This window comes from Porphyromonas bennonis DSM 23058 = JCM 16335 (genome assembly GCF_000375645.1).
GTDB classification, from domain to species: Bacteria; Bacteroidota; Bacteroidia; order Bacteroidales; family Porphyromonadaceae; genus Porphyromonas_A; species Porphyromonas_A bennonis.
Map to the genome: position 1 here is coordinate 35,762 of NZ_AQWR01000010.1, position 18,824 is coordinate 54,585.

29 protein-coding genes are annotated in these 18,824 nt (G+C 55.4%); all 29 read right to left on the reverse strand.

What is annotated here, in order from left to right:
• Positions 1-16: 16 nt before the first annotated feature.
• Positions 17-397 carry a 30S ribosomal protein S13 gene (gene rpsM, locus B088_RS03045; protein WP_018106936.1) on the reverse strand — a complete coding sequence of 127 codons (381 nt, stop codon included), beginning with the start codon at positions 395-397 and terminating at the stop codon, positions 17-19.
• A 116-nt stretch (positions 398-513) separates the two neighbouring features.
• Positions 514-630 (reverse strand): 50S ribosomal protein L36, encoded by a 117-nt coding sequence (rpmJ, locus tag B088_RS03050; protein WP_018106937.1) that lies wholly within the window; start codon positions 628-630, stop codon positions 514-516.
• Positions 631-807: 177 nt separating this feature from the next.
• Positions 808-1,026, reverse strand: coding sequence for a translation initiation factor IF-1 (infA, locus tag B088_RS03055; protein ID WP_025081668.1), 219 nt, complete (start codon positions 1,024-1,026; stop codon positions 808-810).
• 77 nt (positions 1,027-1,103) lie between these two features.
• The gene (gene map / locus B088_RS03060) at positions 1,104-1,904 is read right to left on the reverse strand and encodes a type I methionyl aminopeptidase (RefSeq protein WP_018106939.1); all 801 of its coding nucleotides are present in this window, start codon (positions 1,902-1,904) and stop codon (positions 1,104-1,106) included.
• A gap of 28 nt (positions 1,905-1,932) precedes the next feature.
• Positions 1,933-3,261, reverse strand: coding sequence for a preprotein translocase subunit SecY (secY, locus tag B088_RS03065; protein ID WP_018106940.1), 1,329 nt, complete (start codon positions 3,259-3,261; stop codon positions 1,933-1,935).
• Between the two features lie 39 nt (positions 3,262-3,300).
• Positions 3,301-3,756, reverse strand: coding sequence for a 50S ribosomal protein L15 (gene rplO / locus B088_RS03070; RefSeq protein ID WP_018106941.1), 456 nt, complete (start codon positions 3,754-3,756; stop codon positions 3,301-3,303).
• 133 nt (positions 3,757-3,889) lie between these two features.
• Complete coding sequence (rpmD, locus tag B088_RS03075) at positions 3,890-4,060, reverse strand: 50S ribosomal protein L30 (RefSeq protein WP_018106942.1); 171 nt, start codon at positions 4,058-4,060, stop codon at positions 3,890-3,892.
• A gap of 53 nt (positions 4,061-4,113) precedes the next feature.
• A complete protein-coding gene (gene rpsE / locus B088_RS03080; protein WP_018106943.1) occupies positions 4,114-4,620 on the reverse strand; it encodes a 30S ribosomal protein S5 in 507 nt (168 codons plus the stop codon).
• 32 nt (positions 4,621-4,652) lie between these two features.
• Positions 4,653-4,997 carry a 50S ribosomal protein L18 gene (rplR, locus tag B088_RS03085; protein ID WP_018106944.1) on the reverse strand — a complete coding sequence of 115 codons (345 nt, stop codon included), beginning with the start codon at positions 4,995-4,997 and terminating at the stop codon, positions 4,653-4,655.
• A gap of 42 nt (positions 4,998-5,039) precedes the next feature.
• Positions 5,040-5,597, reverse strand: a complete 558-nt coding sequence (rplF, locus tag B088_RS03090; RefSeq protein WP_018106945.1) for a 50S ribosomal protein L6 — start codon at positions 5,595-5,597, stop codon at positions 5,040-5,042.
• Between the two features lie 29 nt (positions 5,598-5,626).
• Entirely contained in the window at positions 5,627-6,028 is a 402-nt protein-coding gene (rpsH, locus tag B088_RS03095; protein ID WP_025081669.1) for a 30S ribosomal protein S8, read from the reverse strand.
• Between the two features lie 679 nt (positions 6,029-6,707).
• Positions 6,708-6,977: a 30S ribosomal protein S14 gene (gene rpsN, locus B088_RS03100; RefSeq protein WP_018106947.1), complete on the reverse strand. Its 270-nt coding sequence runs from the start codon at positions 6,975-6,977 to the stop codon at positions 6,708-6,710.
• A gap of 2 nt (positions 6,978-6,979) precedes the next feature.
• Positions 6,980-7,552, reverse strand: a complete 573-nt coding sequence (gene rplE / locus B088_RS03105) for a 50S ribosomal protein L5 (protein ID WP_018106948.1) — start codon at positions 7,550-7,552, stop codon at positions 6,980-6,982.
• A gap of 17 nt (positions 7,553-7,569) precedes the next feature.
• Positions 7,570-7,887, reverse strand: coding sequence for a 50S ribosomal protein L24 (rplX, locus tag B088_RS03110; RefSeq protein WP_018106949.1), 318 nt, complete (start codon positions 7,885-7,887; stop codon positions 7,570-7,572).
• Between the two features lie 65 nt (positions 7,888-7,952).
• Positions 7,953-8,318, reverse strand: coding sequence for a 50S ribosomal protein L14 (gene rplN / locus B088_RS03115; RefSeq protein WP_018106950.1), 366 nt, complete (start codon positions 8,316-8,318; stop codon positions 7,953-7,955).
• A 41-nt stretch (positions 8,319-8,359) separates the two neighbouring features.
• The gene (gene rpsQ / locus B088_RS03120) at positions 8,360-8,632 is read right to left on the reverse strand and encodes a 30S ribosomal protein S17 (protein ID WP_018106951.1); all 273 of its coding nucleotides are present in this window, start codon (positions 8,630-8,632) and stop codon (positions 8,360-8,362) included.
• An 8-nt stretch (positions 8,633-8,640) separates the two neighbouring features.
• Positions 8,641-8,847, reverse strand: coding sequence for a 50S ribosomal protein L29 (gene rpmC / locus B088_RS03125; RefSeq protein ID WP_018106952.1), 207 nt, complete (start codon positions 8,845-8,847; stop codon positions 8,641-8,643).
• A 24-nt stretch (positions 8,848-8,871) separates the two neighbouring features.
• Positions 8,872-9,291, reverse strand: a complete 420-nt coding sequence (gene rplP / locus B088_RS03130; RefSeq protein ID WP_018106953.1) for a 50S ribosomal protein L16 — start codon at positions 9,289-9,291, stop codon at positions 8,872-8,874.
• Between the two features lie 122 nt (positions 9,292-9,413).
• Positions 9,414-10,211 (reverse strand): 30S ribosomal protein S3, encoded by a 798-nt coding sequence (rpsC, locus tag B088_RS03135; RefSeq protein WP_018106954.1) that lies wholly within the window; start codon positions 10,209-10,211, stop codon positions 9,414-9,416.
• A gap of 6 nt (positions 10,212-10,217) precedes the next feature.
• A complete protein-coding gene (rplV, locus tag B088_RS03140) occupies positions 10,218-10,625 on the reverse strand; it encodes a 50S ribosomal protein L22 (protein ID WP_018106955.1) in 408 nt (135 codons plus the stop codon).
• A gap of 31 nt (positions 10,626-10,656) precedes the next feature.
• On the reverse strand, positions 10,657-10,926 hold the full coding sequence (rpsS, locus tag B088_RS03145) for a 30S ribosomal protein S19 (RefSeq protein ID WP_018106956.1): 270 nt from the start codon (positions 10,924-10,926) through the stop codon (positions 10,657-10,659).
• A gap of 38 nt (positions 10,927-10,964) precedes the next feature.
• Positions 10,965-11,813: a 50S ribosomal protein L2 gene (gene rplB, locus B088_RS03150; RefSeq protein ID WP_025081671.1), complete on the reverse strand. Its 849-nt coding sequence runs from the start codon at positions 11,811-11,813 to the stop codon at positions 10,965-10,967.
• A 9-nt stretch (positions 11,814-11,822) separates the two neighbouring features.
• Positions 11,823-12,116 (reverse strand): 50S ribosomal protein L23, encoded by a 294-nt coding sequence (gene rplW / locus B088_RS03155; protein WP_018106958.1) that lies wholly within the window; start codon positions 12,114-12,116, stop codon positions 11,823-11,825.
• A 27-nt stretch (positions 12,117-12,143) separates the two neighbouring features.
• On the reverse strand, positions 12,144-12,782 hold the full coding sequence (gene rplD / locus B088_RS03160; RefSeq protein WP_018106959.1) for a 50S ribosomal protein L4: 639 nt from the start codon (positions 12,780-12,782) through the stop codon (positions 12,144-12,146).
• 10 nt (positions 12,783-12,792) lie between these two features.
• Positions 12,793-13,410 (reverse strand): 50S ribosomal protein L3, encoded by a 618-nt coding sequence (rplC, locus tag B088_RS03165; protein ID WP_025081673.1) that lies wholly within the window; start codon positions 13,408-13,410, stop codon positions 12,793-12,795.
• A 54-nt stretch (positions 13,411-13,464) separates the two neighbouring features.
• Entirely contained in the window at positions 13,465-13,776 is a 312-nt protein-coding gene (rpsJ, locus tag B088_RS03170; protein WP_018106961.1) for a 30S ribosomal protein S10, read from the reverse strand.
• 35 nt (positions 13,777-13,811) lie between these two features.
• Positions 13,812-15,938: an elongation factor G gene (gene fusA, locus B088_RS03175; protein ID WP_018106962.1), complete on the reverse strand. Its 2,127-nt coding sequence runs from the start codon at positions 15,936-15,938 to the stop codon at positions 13,812-13,814.
• A 36-nt stretch (positions 15,939-15,974) separates the two neighbouring features.
• Positions 15,975-16,451 (reverse strand): 30S ribosomal protein S7, encoded by a 477-nt coding sequence (rpsG, locus tag B088_RS03180; RefSeq protein ID WP_018106963.1) that lies wholly within the window; start codon positions 16,449-16,451, stop codon positions 15,975-15,977.
• 795 nt (positions 16,452-17,246) lie between these two features.
• Positions 17,247-17,627, reverse strand: coding sequence for a 30S ribosomal protein S12 (gene rpsL, locus B088_RS03185; RefSeq protein WP_025081674.1), 381 nt, complete (start codon positions 17,625-17,627; stop codon positions 17,247-17,249).
• Between the last annotated feature and the right edge of the window lie 1,197 nt (positions 17,628-18,824).

An 18,824-nucleotide genomic window follows, 5' to 3' on the forward strand; every position in this document is an offset into this window, starting at 1 on the left:
ACTATAGATGACCGTGTTACTTGGTCGCCTTCTTCTTATTAGCGACCGTCTTTCTACGTCCCTTGCGGGTACGAGCGTTGTTCTTGGTCTTCTGTCCACGTACGGGAAGACCGTTACGGTGTCTGATACCGCGGTAAGAACCGATATCCATGAGGCGCTTGATGTCCATCTGCTGCGTACTGCGGAGGTCTCCCTCGACCTTGTAATTGGCAGTGATGTACTCACGGATAGCGGCAGCCTGATCGTCTGTCCAGTCCTGGACCTTGGTCTCGCGAGGCACCTCCGTCTTGTCGAGGATGGTGCGAGCTGCGCTGCGGCCAATGCCATAGATGTAGGTCAGTGCGATCTGTCCCTGCTTGTCTTGCGGTAAGTCTACACCTACTATTCTTATAGCCATATATTATAAAAACGTAAATGAGTGGATGTGTCTTAGTAGACTAAGATACCATCTGCCCAAGATTGTCGTCCTCATAATCCATGGGATCACACTCTCGCGAGTGCGTCGCCATCGGATTACTTCTGACGCATCTTGAACTTAGGATTCTTCTTGTTGATGACGTAGAGGCGTCCCTTACGACGTACAAACTTGCAGTCGTCGTCACGCTTCTTGATGGAAACTTTGACTTTCATCTCTTTTTGCTATAGTCTCAGGCGGTGAGCGACGTCGCCGCCAATAATTAGTGGTATGGAATGGATGGATGCTCGGCGTGATCCCCGGGGATACGCGTCCGGACCTCCGGAGCTACATGTAGGTCAAAAATCACCTATGCACAATGAGAGCGACTTATCCGAGGTCGTGCTGCCGGATCACTTGTACCGGTAGACGATGCGCCCCTTAGTGAGATCATAGGGGGACATCTCCACCTTCACACGATCGCCCGGGAGGATGCGGATGTAGTGCAGTCGCATCTTACCGGATATGTGTGCGGTGAGCTCGTGTCCGTTGTCCAGCTCTACCTTAAACATAGCGTTGGACAGAGCCTCCATGATTACACCATCTTGCTCTATTGCTGGTTCTTTTGCCATTATGCTTTCTCCTTGTTGTGTTATGAAATGTATCTCTCAATGATAAGAAATCCTTATGACTCTTGCAAGTCCCTCACTCAGAAGGTATCCCTGCCGATCACCTCGTAGATGTAGTCGAAGGTGCTCATCAGCTTGGCTCGTCCGTCGACCACAGCCATGCAGTGCTCGAAGTGAGCGGCCGGCTTGCGGTCCTTGGTGCGGACTGTCCAGCCGTCGTTGCTGATGAAGACGTTCTTACTACCGAGGGTGATCATCGGCTCGATGCAGATGCAGAGTCCCTCCTCGATCATGGGACCGGTCCCGCGGTGACCATAATTGGGGACATTGGGATCCTCATGCATGCCGCGTCCGATGCCGTGACCGACAAACTCGCGGACGACACCGTAGAACTTCGCCTCGCAGTGCTTCTGCACCGCCTCGCCGATGTCTCCGATGTGCTTGCCCACCTCTACCTGGTCAATACCAAGGTAGAGCGCCTCCTTGGTCGTATTGAGCAGATCAGCCACCTTAGGATCTATCTCCCCTACCGGGAAGGTAAAGGCGCTATCGCCGATGAAGCCGTCCAGCTCCGTACAGAGATCTACCGTGATGATGTCTCCCTCCCTGAGGATAATGTCAGGGCTGGGGATACCATGGACGACGATCTCATTGACCGAGGCACAGATGCTCCCCGGGAAGCCCTCATATCCGAGACAGGCGGGGTAGCCTCCATGGCTGATGATGAAGTCGTGCGCCACCTTATCCAGCTCTGCCGTACTGACCCCGGGTCGGATGTGCTTAGCCACCTCGGCGAGGGTGCGGCTATTGAGCTGATTGGCGAGATAGAGCTTATCGATCTCCTCTCGCGTCTTGAGGATAATATGATTGCGACGGATCATCTGTGTAAGGTGTTTCTATCTCTTGAGATCAGTGGTACATATTACCGTTGCGACCCTTGATGTGGGTTCCCTCGAGCAGTCCGTCATAGTGGTGCTGGAGGAGCATACCCTCGATCTGCTGCAGTGTGTCGAGGACCACGCCGACCATAATGATCAGAGAGGTGCCACCGAAGAACTGCGAGAACTGTGCGTCGATACCTGCGAGACGAGCAAAGGCGGGGAGGATGGCCACGATGGCGAGGAAGATGGCACCCGGGAGGGTGATCTTACTCATCACGTCATCGATGTACTCCTTGGTCGCCTTACCGGGCTTGATGCCGGGGATAAATCCATTGGACCTCTTCAGGTCGTCAGCGATCTGACCGGGATTGATCGTCACAGCGGTGTAGAAGTAGGTAAAGAGGATGATCAGGAGGGCAAAGATGAAGTTGTACCAGAAGCCTTGTCCCTGCAGGAACTGCTGCCAGAAGTGGGACACATTATTCCCGTAACCGATAAAGGTCAGCGGGATAAACATGATCGCCTGAGCGAAGATGATCGGCATCACGTTGGCAGCATTGATCTTCAGCGGGATATACTGACGAGCACCACCATACATGCGGTTGCCGACGGTCCTCTTGGCATACTGTACCGGGATACGACGTGTCCCCTGTACGAGCAGGATCGCTCCTACGATCACGATGAGGAGGAGCAGGATCTCAAGGATAAAGACAAAGAGTCCTCCGGAGACATTGAAGCGAAGTACAAACTCGCTCACCACTGCGGAGGGGAAGCGTGCCAGGATACCCACGAGGATGATGAAGGAGACGCCATTGCCGACACCTCGCTCGGTGATACGCTCACCCAGCCAGAGGGTCATCATAGAGCCGGCAGCCATATAGATCGTACTCCTGAAGTAAAACCAGAAGGTCGAGGGCATGGCAACGCCGACAGCAGCCAGCTGATTACGAAGGTTGATCAGATAGACCGGACCCTGGATCAGCAGGATGATAATGGTAAGGTATCTCGTCCACTGGCCCAGCTTACGCCGACCACTCTCACCCTCGCGCTGCATCTTCTGGATGCTGGGCACGACCATCGCCATCAGCTGGACAACGATAGAGGCAGAGATGTACGGCATGATGCCAAGTCCGAAGACAGATGCATTGCTAAACGCACCACCTGAGAACATGTCCAACAGCGCCATCAGTCCACCGCGTGTCTGATCGTGCAGCGCTGTAAGCGTCGACGGATCAATACCCGGGAGGACGATGGTGGTGCCAAGACGATAGAGGACGATGAGCCACAGGGTCGTCAGGATACGCTGACGCAGGTCATCAATCTTCCAGATGTTTCTTATCGTCTCTACAAACTTCATGGGATAAGTGTCTTAGGGTGAAATGTGAGGAGCAACAGATCAGGACAGCACCTCAGCGACACCGCCGGCCTTCTCGATGGCCTCCTTGGCGGATGCTGAGAATGCATGTGCGCGGACGGTAAGCTTCTGACTCAGCTCGCCATTGGCAAGGATCTTAACGGGGGCGGTGGAAGACTTCTTGACCAGTCCGGCAGCTACGAGCTCCTCCGGGGTGATCTCTGTGAGACCCTTCTTCTCCGCCAGGAGAGAGAGGTCACTCAGGCTGACAATATCGTACTCGCGGCGATTGGGAGAGTTGAAGCCCACCTTCGGCAGACGGCGCTGCAGAGGATTCTGACCACCCTCGAAGCCAAACTTCTTAGAGTAGCCTGAGCGGCTCTTGGCACCCTTGGTACCACGTGTAGAGCTATTTCCAAGACCGGATCCGGTACCGCGACCTACGCGCTTGCGTGCCTTGGTAGCTCCGGCAGCCGGTTTTAGGGATGATAAATCCATGACTTATATTGTATACTTATATATCGATTAAAAGACGTGTCGCTACTATCGTGGAGAGCCCTACCCTCTACTCAGTCATCCGGGCACCCCGGTGAGGGGCAAGGGAAGCGTCTCTCCATGTGAAGCTACAGGATCACTCCTCCACCACCTCTACGAGGTGACGGACGATGCGAAGGTTGCCCCTATTGACGGGTGTATCCTCGACGTCGATGATGCGATTGAGCTTACGGAGGCCCAGAGCATTGAGAGCGTCCTTCTGCGCCTTGGTGGCACGGATACGACTACGTGTTTGCTTGATTTTCATCGTCTTATTATTCCTTTGTAATAATCGTACTCGAGAGACATCTTGCTCTCAGATCAGCCCTTGAATACCTTCTCGACAGAGATACCACGGGTACGGGCGATGTCGAGCGGGCTACTGAGCTTGGAGAGGGCAAGGATGGTAGCCTTGACGACGTTGTGGGCGTTGGATGATCCGGTGCTCTTGCAGAGGACGTCGGTCACTCCGACCATGTCGAGCACGGCACGCATGGCACCACCGGCAACCACTCCGGTACCCTCGGATGCGGGGCGCAGCAGCACCTCAGCACCGGCAAAGCGGGCACTCACCTCGTGAGGGATGGTCCCCTTGTATACGGGTACCTGGATCAGGTTCTTCTTAGCTGCATCGGTACCCTTGGTGATAGCGGTGGAGGTATCGTTGGAGCGGCCGAGGCCGTAACCGATGACACCCTTACCGTCACCCACCACGACGATGGCAGCGAGGGAGAACGTACGTCCACCCTTGGTGACCTTGGAGACCCTATTGATGGCTACGAGACGACTCTCGAGCTCTATATTATTAGTAGAGGTTACTCTCTTCATTTCTTTATGCAATAGTTCTTGTGATCGATATCTCAAAAGACAAGCCCTGCCTCGCGAGCGGCATCAGCCAGCTCCTTGACACGACCATGGTAGAGGTAACCATTACGGTCGAAGACGACAGTCTTGACACCGGCATCAATGGCCTTCTTAGCGACGTCGCTACCTACCTGCTTGGCGATCTCACCCTTGGGAGCCTTGTCGGCGATCTTGAGTGAGCTGCTGGCAGCAAGAGTCTTCCCGGTAGTATCGTCGATCACCTGAGCATATATCTGGCGATTACTGCGGAATACCGACAGGCGTGGTCTCTCGGCAGTGCCGGAGATATTCTTGCGGACGCGCTTCTTGATCTTGAGTCTTCTTTCTCTTTTAGTAATCATACTTCTCTCTCTTCACTTGTTGTACTGACTTAGGCGCATGCATTACTTAGAAGCAGCGGCTGCCTTACCCGACTTACGACGGATGGTCTCACCGACAAACTTGATACCCTTACCCTTGTAAGGCTCCGGCTTGCGGAAGGAGCGGATCTTGGCGCACACCTGTCCGAGCAGCTGCTTGTCGCAGCTGGAGAGGGTGACGAGGGGAGCCTTATTGCGCTCCATCTTAGCCTCCACCTGGATCTCGGGGGCGAGCAGCATATAGATCGGGTGAGAGTACCCGAGAGAGAGCGTGAGGAGCTGACCCTGTGCCTCAGCACGGAATCCTACTCCGATGAGCTCCATGGTCCTCGTGTATCCCTCAGAGACACCGACGACCATATTGTGGATCAGCGAGCGTACGAGGCCGTGCTGGGCACGCTCCTCGAGATTGTCCGTGGCACGGGTGACATGCACCTCACCATCCTTCACCTCTACGGTGAGACGGGAGTCAAAGTCCTGGGTCATGGTGCCCTTGGGACCCTTTACGGTGACGACGTTGTCCTTGATAGATACCTCTACTCCGGCCGGGATGGCTATGGGAAGCTTTCCGATTCTTGACATGATGTATATCTTCTTCTTAGAGTTAGGTATTAGTAGACGTAGCAGATCACCTCACCTCCGATGTGGAGATCAGCTGCATCCTTATTGGTCATCACCCCCTTGGAGGTGGATAGTATGGCGATGCCGAGGCCATTGAGGACTCGGGGAAGGTCATTGGCGCCGACGTAGCGGCGGAGACCCGGACGAGAGACGCGACGCAGCGACTTGATGGCCGGAGCCTTGGTCGCCATGTCGTACTTAAGGGCGATCTTGATCGTGCCCTGATGCTTTGGATCCTCGTCATCAAACATGTAATTCAGGATATAACCCTTCTCAAAGAGGATCTTGGTCATCTCCTTTTTCATGTTGCTGGCAGGGATTTCCACCACACGGTGGCGTGCAGAGATTGCGTTGCGCAATCTTGTCAGATAGTCTGCAATTGGATCTGTCATAAGTAACTCATTAAATTGATCCACTCGTGTCCTGAGTTAGTGGGGATCACAAGCGGACAATATTTAACAATAGAGCACCGGATATGCCCGTCAACAGCTGTCCCACAGGGGATAGATGGAGTAGGCGTTACCCGACCTCGTATAGCCTTTTCACTCTGAAAAGTAGGCAAAGATACACAAAATCACCGACATAGTACAATCCCCACCCTCCTTTCCGAGAGCAAAATCCGGGGGCACCCCCCTTACCGCTATCGCAAAGGGCAAAATCTATTACCGGTAATAGTGATAACTAATACCGATATTAGTTATCAGTAATAGCGGTATTAGTTGCGACTAATATCGGTAATAGAGAAACGCCTGATCGACAGCACGTCCCCACTACCTCCCGGAGTCGGATGGACTAGAGGATCAGGAGGGATCTTCCGCCTTGCTCGACCCCTCCCACTTGTCCGACCCGTCCGACCCGTCCGACCCGTCCGACCTATCCCACTTGTCCGACCCGTCCGACCCGTCCGACCCGTCCGACCCGTCCGACCTATCCGACTTGTCCGACCCCTCCGACTTGTCCGATGTGTCTTACCCCCCCCAAAAAAAAGAAAAGGGCCCCCACAGTCGTAGTGACTGAGGGGGCCCTCTGGGTCTTTATGGTGCAGACCGGATCTTCCCTACAGGGAGGGGATCACCAGCTGGACTTCTTGACGCCGGGGATGAGTCCCTTGGAGGCCATCTCACGGAACTGGATGCGTGAGAGACCGAAGAAACGCATATATCCGCGGGGACGTCCGGTGATGCTGCAGCGATTGTGCAGGCGGACGGGAGAGGCGTTGCGCGGGAGCTTTTGCAGTCCCTCGTAGTCACCGGCCTCCTTGAGCGCCTGACGCTTCTCAGCGTACTTATCGACGAGCTTCTGGCGCTTTACTTCGCGCGCCACCATGGATTTCTTGGCCATAATTACTTGGTTGCTTTCTTGCTCTTGGTATTTTTCTTGAAGGGGAGACCAAACTCGCGGAGGAGTGCGTAGCCCTCCTCGTCGGTCTCGGCTGAGGTGACGATGGTGATGTTCATACCGAGGATCTTCGGGACGGTGTCCAGATTGATCTCCGGGAAGATGATCTGCTCATCGACACCGAAGGTGTAGTTACCACGACCATCCATGCGGGTCTCGAGACCCTTGAAGTCACGGATACGCGGCAGGGCGATATTGATCAGGCGGTCGAGGAAGTCGTACATCTGTCCGCGACGGAGGGTCACCATGGCACCGACGGGCATGCCCTTACGGAGCTTAAAGTTGGAGATGTCCTTCTTGGATCGGGTGATGACAGCCTTCTGGCCGGTGATCATCGCCAGCTCATTGGCTGCGATCTCGATGAGCTTCTTATCCTCGTGCTCGTCTCCGAGTCCGCGGCTGATGACGATCTTGACGAGATGGGGCACCTGCATGGTGGAGGTGTACCCAAATTCCTTCATCATCGCGGGGATGATCCGCTCCTTGTAGTCTTCCTTGATATTCTTAGCGATCGACATAGTAATCTCTATCTATATTAGTCCAGGACCTTGCCCGACTTAGCGACGCGCTGAGAGCGTCCATTGTCGTCCTTCTGACGATGGATACGGGTAGGCTTCTGAGTGTCGGGGTCGACAGGATTGAGCTTAGAGATGTGCACCGGTGCCTCTCTCTTGACCATGCCCCCCTGAGGGTTCTTGGCATTAGGCTTGGTGCGGCGTGTGATGAAATTGACGCCCTCGACGATGGCCGTCTCCTTGGAGGGGTTGACCTCCAGGACGCGACCCTTCTTGCCCTTGTCCTCGCCGGAATTGACGAAGACGTTGTCGCCCTTCTTTATGTGTAACTTTCTCATGATATTCTCTTATTTCTCTATAGGATGCTGAGTCTCACCGGGGGTGTCCCGGTCGCGCGAGGTGCTTAGAGCACCTCAGGCGCTAGAGAAACGATCTTCATATTGACGGCACGTATCTCACGAGCCACGGGGCCGAAGATACGGGTACCTCTCAGCTCACCTGAGGGAGAGAGGAGTACGCAGGCGTTGTCGTCGAAGCGGATGTAGGAGCCGTCCTCACGGCGGATCTCCTTCTTGGTACGTACGATGACGGCCTTGCTGACGGTGCCCTTCTTCATATCGGAGGAGGGGATCACGCTCTTGACGGTGACCACGATCGTGTCGCCTACGGAGGCGTAGCGACGGTGGGTACCACCGAGCACACGGATACAGAGGGCCTCGCGGGCACCGCTGTTATCGGTTACTGTCAGTCTGGATTCTTGCTGTATCATAACTCTGTCCTAAAAATGTCTTGTGGTGGTTAGTCGGTCGATTACTTCGCTCTCTCGACGATGTCGATGACTCTCCAGCGCTTGCTCTTAGACAGAGGGCGGGTCTCCATGATGCGTACGGTATCACCCTCGTGGCAATCATTAGCCTCATCATGTGCGTGGTACTTCTTCGTCTTGGCGATGAACTTACCATACAGAGGGTGCTTCTCCTTCCATCGTACAGCGACGACGACGGTCTTGTCCATCTTGTCGCTGACGACGACACCCTGTCTAACCTTGCGCAGGTTTCTGCTTGTCTCTTTTACTTCTTCCATGACCGCACTTAATTCTTAAGGGATTCATTGATTTCCTTCTCGTGGAGGATCGTCCGGAGACGAGCGACGAGTCGGCGCTGGTTGGTGATCTCTGTGGGACGATCCAGAGGCGTGACGCTGTGCTGCATGCGCAGCTGGTCGAGCTTGGTAGTCTCCTGCTTGAGGTGCTCTCTCAGATCCTGGATAGTGAGCTCTCTGATCTCTTGATTCTTCATACTACTATTCTGTGCTCTGAGTGATTACTTCTCAAAGTCCCTGCGGACGACGAACTTGGTATCGATGGGGAGCTTCTGAGCTGCGAGGCGAAGGGCCTCCTTAGCGATATCGTAGCTGACGCCATCGATCTCGAAGATGATGCGACCGGGCTTGACGGGAGCGACGAAGCCGACGGGATCTCCCATACCCTTACCCATACGTACGTCCAGAGGCTTCTTGGTGATGGGCTTGTCGGGGAATATCCTGAGCCATACCTGTCCCTTACGCTCCATATATCGGGTAAGGGCGATACGAGCGGCCTCGATCTGACGACCGGTGAGCCAAGTGGTCCCCATGGCTTTCAATCCGAAACTTCCGAAGGCGAGCTGGGTACCACGATGGGCGTTGCCCTTCATCTTACCCTTATGGACTCTCCGGAACTTGGTCTTCTTGGGTTGTAACATTATGCTGTATTATCTAGCCAATTCTTGATAAAATAACTTGGGGGTGCAGTATCCGATCCTTATGCTCTCTCTGTCTGCTGTCTGCATCCGTGGAGTGTCGGTGGATACTGCAGGAGCCACTCTTATGCCTGTGCTCCGCCCTCGGTCCTGCCGCCGCTGCGACGTCCTCCGCGTCCTCCGCGTCGTCCACCACGGCCACCGCCGCGACGTCCGCCGCGATCGTTACGTCCGCCGCGACCTCCGCGACCGCCCTCGTTGCGGGGCTGACTGAAGTCGAGCGTCAGGTCCTTCTTGCCATACACCTCGCCACGGCAGATCCATACCTTGACACCGATGGCTCCCACCTTGGTGTGAGCGGTCTCCATCGCGTAGTCGATATCGGCACGGAAGGTGTGGAGCGGGATGCGGCCCTCCTTGAAGGTCTCGCTGCGTGCCATCTCGGCGTTATTGAGACGGCCGTTGAGGAGTACCTTGACACCCTCGGCACCGGCACGCATGGCGTTACCGATGGCATTGCGGGCGGCACGGCGGTAATTGACACGACCCTCGATCTGGCGGGCGATGCTGTCGGCGACGATAGCAGCCTCCATGTCGGGGCGACGTACCTCGAAGATATTGATCTGGACCTCCTTGTCGGTGATCTTCTTGAGCTCCTCCTTGAGCTTATCCACCTCGCTACCGCCGGGGCCGATGATACGTCCGGGGCGTGCGGTGCAGATGGTGATGGTGATGAGCTTGAGGGTACGCTCGATGACGATGCGGGCGACGCCGCTGTCGGTCAGGCGAGCATTGAGGTAGGTGCGGAGCTTGTGATCCTCGTAGATTGTCTCAGCGACGTTAGCCTTCTTGCCAAACCACGAGCTGTCCCAGCCACGGACGATGCCGAGGCGATTGCTTATTGGATTAGTCTTTTGTCCCATGGAAGTTTACTCGTTAATAGCGTTATCACGTGCATCGACATAGATCGTCAGATTGCTTCTTCTCTTACGGACGCGATTGCCGCGGCCCTGAGCGCGGGCGCGCATCCTCTTGAGCGTAGGAGCCTCGTCGACGTAGATCTTGCTGATGTAGAGCTGCCCCTCGTCGGCGTGCTGCTCATTCTTCTGCTCCCAGTTGGCGACTGCACTCTTGAGAGTGCGGGCGACGTTCTCGGAGGCGCGCTTATTAGAGTATCTGAGGACAGCCAGTGCCCTATTGACCTCCATGCCACGGACCATATCGATCACGAGGCGCATCTTACGGGGAGAGGAGGCGATATTGGTCAGGCTGGCAAAGTATAGTGACTGCTGGGCGTCCTTGCGGGCCTGAGCAGATTCTTTCTTTCGATTACCCATAGTATTGTTCTATATGATTCGATTACCGGCCTTAGGATTTGCGATTACCAGTGTGCCCCTTGAAGGTACGGGTAGGTGCAAATTCGCCCAACTTGTGTCCCACCATATTCTCAGTAACGAATACGGGGATAAACTTATGTCCGTTATGTACAGCGATCGTATGACCTACGAAGTCGGGAGAGATCATCGAAGCACGACTCCACGTCTTGATGACATTCTTCTCGTTCTTCTCATTCATCTCCAAGATACGCTTCTCGAGCTTCACGCTGATATACGGTCCTTTCTTAAGTGAACGGCTCATATTCTGTATTCTCTATTTTTGTCTTGGTAAAAAGAGGCTTACTTCGTACCCTTGCTGTTACGCTTAGAGTGACGACGCTCGATAATGTACTTGGAGGACTGCTTCTTAGGACGACGAGTCTTAAGGCCCTTAGAGTAGAGGCCCTTGCGGCTCCTCGGGTGACCACCGGAGGCGCGACCCTCACCACCACCCATCGGGTGGTCTACAGGGTTCATCACGACGCCTCGGTTGTGAGGACGGCGACCGAGCCAGCGGCTGCGGCCGGCCTTACCGCTCTCCTCGAGGGAGTGCTCACCGTTGCTGACGCTACCGATGGTGGCGCGGCAGGCGGAGAGGATGCGGCGGGTCTCGCCACTCGGGAGGGAGATCACTACGTAGGTACCCTCACGCGAGGTGAGCTGTGCGAAGTTACCCGCACTACGTACCATCTTAGCGCCCTGACCCGGACGAAGCTCGATGTTGTGGATCACAGTACCGACGGGGATCTTACCCAGAGGCAGAGAGTTGCCTACCTCAGGCACCGCATTCTCGCCGCTCATGACGGTCTGGCCGACCTTGAGACCGGTGGGTGCAATGATGTAGGACTTGACACCGTCCGCATAGTAGATCAGAGCAATGTGAGCAGACCTATTGGGATCATACTCGATGCTCTTGACGGTAGCGGGGATGTCGTCTCTGCGACGCTTGAAGTCGATCAGGCGGAGCTTGCGCTTGTGACCACCACCGCGGTAGCGGACGGTCATCTTACCGGTGTTGTTGCGACCACCGGTGCTTCTCTTGCCGACTACAAGGGACTTCTCTGGTACGTTGGTAGTAACATCCTCGTGCGTACCAATAATTTTCTTTCTCTGGCCCGGAGTGGTGGGCTTCAGTTTACGTACTCCCATTGTCGTATATTAAATGTTACCGAAGAAGTCGATCGTCTCGCCTTCGGCAATCGTTACTATAGCCTTCTTATACGCCGGCTTGCGTCCCTCGACGAAGCCGTGCTTGGTATAGCGCGACTCCTTCTTACCGGAGTAGCGCATCGTATTGACCTTGAGTACATGGACGCCATAGGTCTCCTCGACAGCCTTGCGGATGTCGCTCTTATCGGCGCTGTACTGCACCTTGAAGCCATAGCGGGTAGGCATGGCATCGGTGATGTCGGTCTGTTTCTCAGTGATGAGAGGTGCGATCAGTATTCCCATGATATTCTTCTCTTACTAGTCTATTGATTACTTCTCCTCTCCGCTGAGCTGAGCCACGAGTGCCTTCAGTCCGCTCTCTGAGAAGACGAGGCGGTCAGCGTCGAGTACCTTGTAGGTATTGACGGAGACGGGCTCGGCAAAGGTCACATTAGAGATATTGGCACCGGACTTGCGCACTTGGTCATTGGCCTCGTGGAGGAGGAAGAGATCCTTCTTGTCCTCGATCTTGAGGGCCTTGAGGATGGCGACGAAGTCCTTAGTCTTGTAGGTGTCCATCGTGAAGTCCTCTACGACGACGATGGCGTTGTCCTTAGCCTTGTAAGTAAGTGCAGAGAGACGGGCGAGACGCTTGGTCTTGCGATTGACCTTCTGCTCATAATCACGGGGACGGGGGCCGAAGATCGTACCACCGCCGATCAGGATCGGGCTCTTCGTGTCACCACGACGAGCGCCACCGGTACCCTTCTGACGGAAGAGCTTGCGGGTGCTGTGTGCATTCTCACTACGCTCCTTGGTCTTAGCGGTCCCGCTGCGACGGTTGGCCATGTGGCTCTTGACGTCGAGGTAGATCGCGTGATCATTGGGCTCGATGCCGAAGATGGCATCATCGAGGGTCACCTTGCGTCCAGTCTCTTCACCTTTAATATTTAGTACGTTCAGTTCCATATCTTCTGTCTTACTTCTCGATTAAAAGGATGGATCCCTTAGCGCCGGGGACACTGCCCTTGACGACGAGGACGTTCTGCTCGGGCATCACCTTGATGACGCGGAGATTCTGGACGGTGACGCGGACGTTACCATCCTGTCCTGCCATGCGCATACCGGGGAGGACGCGAGACGGTGTAGAGCTCTGACCGATGGATCCCGGGGCACGGAGACGATTCTTCTGACCGTGAGTGGTCTGTCCCACTCCGCCGAAGTCGTGACGCTTTACGACGCCCTGGAAGCCCTTACCCTTGGAGATACCGCAGATGTCGACGAAGGGGGTATCCTTGAAGATATCCACCGTCAGCTCATCTCCCTCCTTAAGCTCCTTAGCATAATCCTTGAACTCGGCCAAGTGTCTCTTGGGTGCTGCTCCGGCCTTCTTGAAGTGACCCTGGAGGGGCTTCGTGACATGCTTCTCAGCGATGTCCTCGTAGCCTACCTGGACGGCGCTATAGCCATCCTTCTCCACAGTCTTGACCTGAGTAACGACGCAAGGACCGGCTTCGATAACAGTGCATGGGATGTTCTTCCCCTCGGCACTGAAGACGGATGTCATTCCGATTTTCTTTCCTAACAATCCTGGCATTTCAGTCTTGATTTAGTGAGTTAGTTGTTGGTTGTAATACTTATCTCGCGGAGCTTAGAGATCGGTCTTGATCTCGATATCCACACCGCTGGGCAGCTCAAGACGAGCGAGAGCGTCTACGGTGGAGGTATTGGCATTGACGAGATCGATCAGTCGCTTGTAGGTGCAGAGCTCAAATTGCTCACGGCTCTTCTTATTGACGAAGGTCGACCTATTGACCGTAAAGATGCGCTTGTGCGTCGGCAGTGGGATAGGACCGCGTACGGTCACTCCGGTCGTGTCGACAGCCTTCACGATCTTCTCGGCAGACTTGTCTGCCAGAGTATGGTCGTAGGACTTGATCTTGATCCTGATTACCTGATTCATGTGATTGACTATCGTAATATAGTGATGATTGTCTATTACTTCAAGAGGTCTGCACGACCGTGCTTCTCCTCGAGCACCTGCTTGGCAATGTTGGTGCTCATCGGCTCGAAGTGATCAAACTCCATCGTGCTGCTGGCACGACCACTGGAGATGGTGCGGAGATCGGTCACGTAACCAAACATCTCGGCGAGCGGCACGTGAGCCTTGACGATGCGGTCGTTATTCATCCCGGCGTCCATGCCCTGAACCATACCGCGGCGCTTATTCAGGTCGCCGATGATGTCACCCATGTAGTCCTCGGGGGTCACTACCTCGAGCTTCATGACGGGCTCCAACAGGATAGGAGAAGCCTCCTCGCATGCCTTCTTGAAGGCCTGCATCGCTGCCACCTCGAAGGAGAGCTGATCGGAGTCCACCGGGTGGAAGCTACCATCGAGGAGGGTCACCTTGAGGTGATCGAGAGGATATCCGGCGAGGACACCGCTCTGCATAGCCTTCTCGAAGCCCTTCTGTACGGAGGGGATGTACTCCTTCGGGACGTTACCGCCCTTCACGCTGTCCTCAAACTGCAGCGGAGTCTCTGCCTCGGGATCGCCAGGGCCTACCTCCACGAGGATATCGGCAAACTTACCACGACCACCGGTCTGCTTCTTGTAGACCTGACGGACCTGGACGGTATTGGCTATCGCCTCCTTGTAGCTTACCTGAGGACGACCCTCATTGGCCTCTACCTTAAACTCACGCTTCAGGCGCTCCACGATGATGTCGAGGTGGAGCTCACCCATACCGGAGATGATCGTCTGACCGGTCTCCTCGTCGGTGCGCACCTGGAAGGTCGGATCCTCCTCGGCGAGCTTCTGGAGACCGCTGTCGAGCTTCTCAGTGTCGGCCTGGGTCTTAGGCTCTACGGAGATACTGATCACCGGATCGGGGAAGGTGATAGACTCCAGCAGGATCGGCTCAGCGTCCGGGTCGCAGATGGTGTCACCGGTGCGGATGTCCTTGAAGCCCACACCTGCGCCGATATCACCGGTGTCGATGGACTCCATCGGGTTCTGCTTATTGGAGAACATCTCGTAGAGACGGCTGATACGCTCCTTCTTCTCCGTACGGCTGTTGTAGACGTAAGAGCCGGCATCGAGGTGACCAGTGTATACTCTGAAGTAGCAGAGACGACCAACGTAGGGATCGGATGCGACCTTGAAAGCAAGAGCCGTCAGGGGCGAGTCGTGCTCCACGGTGCGGGTGATCTTCACGCTCTCGTCCAGGGGATCTGTACCGGTGATGGTATCCTGGTCGATCGGACTGGGGAGGAAGGCGCAGATCGCATCGAGAAGCGGCTGCACGCCCTTGTTCTTGAAGGAAGAGCCACAGATGACGGGATTGATCGACAGGTCGAGTGTACCCTTGCGGAGAGCAGCGAGGATCTCATCCTCGGTGACGGTGGAGGGATCCTCCAGCATCTTCTCCATGATACCGTCGTCAACATCGGCAAGAGCCTCGAGCATCGACTCACGCCACTGCTCAGCCTCCTCGAGGAGCTCAGCGGGGATCTCCTCCACCTCGTAGTCTGCTCCCATAGTCTCATCGTGCCAGTAGATGGCGCGCATGCGGATCAGGTCGATAACGCCCTTGAAGTTCTCCTCCGCACCGATGGGCAGCTGGATTGGCACTGCATTGGCACCGAGCATATCACGCATAGACTTGACAGCCTTCAGGAAGTTGGCGCCGCTACGGTCCATCTTATTGACGTAGCAGAGACGGGGTACGCCATACTTCTCAGCCTGACGCCATACGGTCTCGCTCTGCGGCTGTACACCGGCTACGGAGTCGAAAGTCTCGATGGCACCGTCGAGGACGCGGAGAGAGCGCTCCACCTCAGCGGTAAAGTCGACGTGTCCGGGAGTGTCGATCAGGTTGAGCTTATACTTCTTATCCCTATAGGGCCAGAAGGCGGTGGTGCACGCGGAGGTGATGGTGATACCACGCTCCTGCTCCTCCTCCATCCAGTCCATCGTAGCGGCACCCTCGTGCACCTCACCGATCTTGTGGATCAGTCCGGTGTAGTAGAGGATACGCTCCGAGGTGGTAGTCTTACCGGCATCAATGTGGGCCATGATACCGATATTACGTGTTAGTTCCAGGTGATTCTTTGCAGCCATTGTGACTTCTTTCTTACTTATATAGGTTTGTGTGTATTACAGACGGAAGTGAGCGAAGGCACGGTTGGCCTCAGCCATGCGGTGGATGTCCTCCTTACGCTTGAAGGCTCCACCCTGCTGATTGTAAGCGTCCATGATCTCAGCAGCGAGCTTCTCTGCCATGGTCTTACCACCTCTCTTGCGGGCAAAACCGATGAGGTTCTTCATGGAGATGGACTCCTTACGCTCCGGGGTGACCTGGGTGGGCACCTGGAAGTTGGCTCCTCCGATACGGCGGCTCTTCACCTCTACCTGAGGGGTGACGTTCTCGAGAGCCTGCTTCCAGATCTCGAGAGGGGTCTTCTCCTCCTTGGACATCTTATCCTTGACGATATCCAGAGCGTTGTAGAAGATCTTGAAGGAAAGGTTCTTCTTTCCGTCAAGCATCATGTGATTGACGAACTTCGTCACCTTCTGATCACCATAGACGGGATCAGGAAGGATAGCCCTTTGTTTCTTGGAAAATTTTCTCATTTCTCGTAATTGGTATGACTTACGCTCTCTTACCCTGCTGCGCTCCCTCTCAGCGGAGGTCTGCGAAGCAGAAGCTCCAGAGCCATGGGGACAGGCGTGACACCGTGATACTGACGGATCACAGAGCAAGTGGGCTCCCGGGCGGCATCCCATTCCGATGCCCGTCACTTTTATACCCGGGGTACCTGCGCCGGATCACCTCAGTGATGAGCGCGCTGCTCCCTATATGTTCTCTTCTAAGTATGGGATGAGGTCCCTTATCATCTACGGTCGGACCCTCAGGTCCTCCCATCCAGACATCATCCGCCTACCGACCGGACATTGGCTTCTCTTCGTCCTGACTAACCTCCACATCCGGGACTCTTCCCGATGCTTCGCAGGTCCGTCCTGTCTCCGCAATACCTTGCTACCTACCGACAGCATCCTCTGTACGCGAGGATGGGACTCCGATACTATAGCAGCGCCACGTCTCACATGGGAGACCTCGGCCATGATCGGGTGTACGATCTGTCTCAGATACGATCGGCACACCGCCGCTATTTCATTAAGTCAGAGAGTGTGATGGAGATTATACTACAGACACTTCCTCGATCTTACTCGCCGGGGTCCTTCGGCTTAGCCTGCCTACTCCCGGTAGGACCATATCTATGGTCGTTCTCGATCGCAGTGCTCTCACGCTGCTCTCCTTTGCTAGATTATACGCTCCTCGCTCTCTGTCGCGATCCACTGACCGGACACCGCAGCTCTGCGGGGGAGGGGAGGATGATAGTGGGGTCGAAGGGTTCGCCGCTCGGCTTACTTCTTCTCCTTAGGTCTCTTCACGCCGTACTTGCTACGACGCTGCTTGCGATCCGTTACGCCGCCGGTATCGAGAGTACCGCGTACGATGTGGTAGCGCACGCCGGGGAGATCCTTCACACGACCACCACGCACGAGCACGATGGAGTGCTCCTGGAGGTTGTGACCCTCACCGGGGATATAGCAATTGACCTCCCTGCCATTCGTCAGACGGACACGTGCCACCTTCCTCATCGCTGAGTTAGGCTTCTTAGGGGTCGTGGTGTAGACCCTGACACAGACGCCGCGACGCTGGGGGCATCCCTGGAGAGCCGGGCTCTTACCCTTCTCCTGGAGGCTCTTGCGACCACTACGGACTAGCTGTTGAATTGTTGGCATCTTGCTTTAATATAAAACCTATAATCGATTCATCGCCCGCCATCACGCACTTTACCGGCGTGACTGCCAGGCTGTTTCTCGCTTGCAACGGGGCGCACCCCACCGCTTCGGAGTGCAAAGGTACGAAATACCTTCCTCTATTACAAGTCTATCAAGCTCTTACACGTCGCCCCACCAGGGGTGACGCATTTGAGTTTTATATCGAAGAAGTGATAATCCCTGTAGCTGTGCAATCCCGTCGACTGATCCCTCACCTGCTGCTACTGCCTGCCGATCCCGCAGGGGCGAAGCCCTGGAGGGATCATCGCTTTTTAGACCGGGTGTCGAGGCACGAAGTGCCGAAGCCCCCGGAAAGAAGACCCGGGTAAAGATATACGACCCCGCAAGGGTGTCGCACTTACCAGTTAGTCATTCAGTGCGACACCCTACGGAGTCGCGGGTTCGCACGCAATGACAGATCCACGGGTCATCGGGGCTACGCCCCTCGACGATCATGTGACAAACTTACAGCTAAAAAGCGAGCGCCCCTTGCGGTTCGCTCCAACAGTGCAAATATAGCACCCCCACCGGGAGGAGTTGTCTCTCAGAGTCTCTAGGTGTCTCTTCATGTCTTTTCCTGAACAAAAGTGCGTCTCCTTCGACTTCGTCACCTCGAGCGTTGATGTGCAATAAGCGCACGCATTAGACCTCGACCCCTTGCGGGTCACCGGAAAAGAGGATTTCTGCTCGGCGACCCGCAAGGGGTCGAGGCCTAATGCGTGCGCTTATACATCGGTCTTCGGCACTTCGTGCCTCGACCGATGCCTATGGAACGGGCATCCTTGCGGATGCCGATATGCTATCAGAGCCTAGTATATTTGGCAGAACGTCCGACTCGTCCAATGCCCCCCTCAACGATCATGTGGTAAACTTACAGCTATGAAAAACAGACCCCAGGGGTGACGCATTTGAGAGACACCGTAGCCATTCATCTAATTGTGAATAGTGGGGAACGAAGCACCCCTTGTGGGTGCCCGTTTTTTAGCCACGTGGTCGAGGGGCGTAGCCCCGAAGACCCGTGGACCAGGCAACGCAAGCAATCCCGCGACCCCGCCAGGGTGTCGCACTTACCAGTCAGGCAATAAGTGCGACACCCTGGCGGGGTCGTATATCTTTACCGGGGTCCTCTTTCCCGCGGTCTTCGGCACTTCGTGCCTC